A 3,356-nucleotide genomic window follows, 5' to 3' on the forward strand; every position below is an offset into this window, starting at 1 on the left:
GCGACCGGCGACAAGAACCCGTCCAGCACATACACCCGCACATTCGGGTTCGGCCCACCGATCGACGGCTCCCCGGACACCAGGCCACCGGTCATCGTCGCGCACACCGTCACCTCCGTCGGACCGTACGCGTTCACGAACCGACGACCGACCGCGAACCGCTCCACCAACTCCGCACCCAGCGCCTCACCCGCCGACACCAACGTCGACACCGACGCCAGATCCTGCGACGCCAACACACTCAGCGCGGCCGGCGGCAGCGTCGCATGCGTCACCCCGTACCGCGCCACCACCCCGGCCAGCCCCGCACCCGGCAGAAGCTCCTCCCCCGACGCCACCACCAAAGCAGCGCCCGAGCACAACGCCATCAACAACTCCCACGTCGCCGCATCAAACCCCGCCGACGCGAACTGCAACACCCGGCTACCCGCACCAACCCCAAGCCGCTCCACCTGCGCCACCGCCAGGTTCACCGCACCCGCATGAACCAGACCCACACCCTTCGGCACACCCGTCGAACCCGACGTGTAGATCACATACGCCAGACCCTCCGACTCCACCGACACCACGGGTGCCGACACCGGAGCCATCTCCAGCGCCATCTGCACCAGCGGCGCGTCCACCAGCACCACCGGCACCGACCCGGGAACCACCGCCACACAAGCCTGCGAGGAAACCACGCACACCGCCCGGCCGTCGGCCACCATGAACGCGATCCGCTCAGCCGGCGCCTGCGGGTCGATCGGCAGGTACGCCGCCCCGGCCTTCAGCACCGCCAGCAGCGCCACCACCAGCTCGACACCGCGCTCCAAGCAGACCGCGACCACCGACTCCGCACCCACACCACGATCCACCAGGTGATGCGCCAGACGGTTCGCCCGCTCATCCAACTCGCGGTACGTCAGCTCGACACCCTCACCCACCACGGCAATCGCATCCGGCGCCTCCGCCACCCGAGCCGCGAACACCCCCGGAACCGTCGACCCCGGCACCTCGAGACCGGTGTCATTCCACTCCATCAACACCCGACGACGCTCGGTCTCGTCCAACACGGCCACCTTGCTCAGCGGGAGGTCGGAGCCTGAGTCCAGCGCGCTCTCCAGAGCGGCCACCAGGTTCTCGATGCCCGAGTGCAGCAGACCGCAGACGGCCTCCGGGGAGACCGGCGCGACGGTACTGACGACCAGTCGGAAGTCGGCTCCCAGGTCGTCGATCGCCACGGTGAGGGGATAGTTGGTGCGCTCCCGGCTGAAGACGACGTCGATGCCGTCCGAGATGGCGGCCTGCCGGGCCGGGCCCTGGCTGTGCCGGTAGGTGAAGAGCGAGGTGAACAGCGGCCGGTCCCCCGCCACCCCGCTGGCGCGCTGCGCCAGCGTCAGCGGCGCGTGCTCGTGCTCCAGCAGTTCGGCCAGCATCCCGCGCATCCCGGAGACGGCCGCGGCCGCACCGAGCCCGTCCAGGCGCACACGGACCGGCAGGGTGTTGATGAACGGGCCAGGCACCCGGTCAGCGCCGGCGCCGGCGTTCATCCGGCCGAACAGCACCGTGCCGAACACCACGTCGTCACGGCCGCTGACCGCCGCCAGCACGCGCGCCCACGCCACGTGCAGCACGGTCGCCGGGCTGGCACCCAGTCGCCGCGCCACCTCGCGCAAGCGCTCCGCCACCGTCCCGTCCACGTCCGACCGGATCCGGACCGAGTCCGAACCGTCACCGCGCACGTCCACCAGGCCGAACGGCGCGGTCGGCTCGGTGACATCGCCCAGCAGCTCGGCGAAGAACCGCTCGTGCTCTGCCTGGGCCACCCCACCGCGCGCCTGCGCCACGAAGTCGCGGAACGGCAGCGGCTGCGCCAGCGTGTCGGCCTGACCGGCCAGGATCGCCCGCACCTCACCGACCAGCACCTCCAGCGCTGTGTGGTCACGGACCAGCTGGTGGATCTGCAGCATCCCGAGCCACCGCTCGGTACCCGGCACCGCCGCAGCCCGGATCCCGAGCAGCGGGGCGTGACCGACGTCCATCGACGGACCACCGGCCGCCAGCAGCTCGGCTGCCGGGTCCTCCGCGGCCGGGTCCAGCGCGACCTCGGTCACCGGCAGCACGGCGTGACGCCACACCACCTGGACCGGCTCGCGCAGGCCCTCCCACACCACACCGGTGCGGTAGATGTCATGCCGGTCAACCACCTGCTGCAGCGCACCCGCGAACGCGTCCAGCCGCTCCCGCGAGTCGAAGCCCAGCACGATCGGCAGCACATACACATCACTACCGCTGTGGGAACCCAGCAGGTGGTGGAAGAGCAGACCCTCCTGCAGCGGCGCCAGCGGATACACATCCGCGACGTTCGCCGCGCCGCCCTCGACGCTCGCGACCACCCGCTCCAGCTCCGCGGCGGACAGCTCCACCAGCGGCAGCATCTCCGGAGTGATCTCCCGAGCACCCTCGGGGATCGCGTTCGGCGGCACCACGACCAGCTCCGGACCGGCCACCGCCGCCAGGCTAGCCACAGTCGGCGTCACGAACAACGCCCGCACCGACACCGACACACCACGCCCGCGCAGCTTCTCCACCAGCGACACCGCCAGCAGCGAATGACCACCCAGCATGAAGAAGTCGTCGTCGACCCCCACGCTCTCCAGACCCAGCACCTCGGCGAACGCCTGGCAGAGAATCTCCTCGCGGGCGGTCGCCGGTCCGCGGCCACGCGCGGCAGCGCCGGCAGCGTAGTCGGGGGCGGGCAGGGCGCGGCGGTCGAGCTTGCCGTTGCCGGTCAGCGGCAGCGCGTCCAGCACCACCACGGCCGACGGGACCATGTACTCCGGAAGCCGCTCGCCGACGAACTTCCTGACGGCAGCGGACAGTTCGGCGTGGTCCGTTTCCTCGTCGTCGGCGACGGCATACGCCACCAGGCGCACGTCACCCGGCACGTCCTCGCGAGCGACCACAGCGGCCTGGGCGACCGCCGGGTGCCCGGCGATGACCGCCTGGACCTCGCCCGGCTCGATGCGGAAGCCGCGCACCTTGACCTGGTCGTCCGCGCGGCCCAGGAACACCACCTGGCCATCCGCCGTCCAGCGCGCCCGGTCACCCGTGCGGTACATGCGGCCACCCGTAAACGGGTCCGCGACGAACCGCTCGGCCGTCAGACCCGCGCGTCGCACATAGCCGCGCGCCACACCGGCACCCGCGATGTACAACTCGCCGACCACGCCCGGCGCCACCGGCGAGAGGTACTCGTCCAGCACATACAGGCGGGAGTTGGCGATCGGACGACCGATCGGCACCACACCAGCGGCCGTCAGCCCCGACGTCAGCCGGGTCGTCGCCACACCGATCGTCGCCTCGGTCGGACCGTA

General features: G+C 71.4%; 1 protein-coding gene. It reads right to left on the minus strand.

Translation table 11 applies throughout. From position 1 onward, the window contains the following. Positions 1 to 3,356: AMP-binding protein (locus ACZ3TI_RS40780; RefSeq protein ID WP_465735619.1), on the minus strand; the 3,356-nt coding region annotated here is incomplete at both ends.

The sequence above is a fragment of the Kitasatospora sp. NPDC023120 genome (assembly GCF_055560835.1).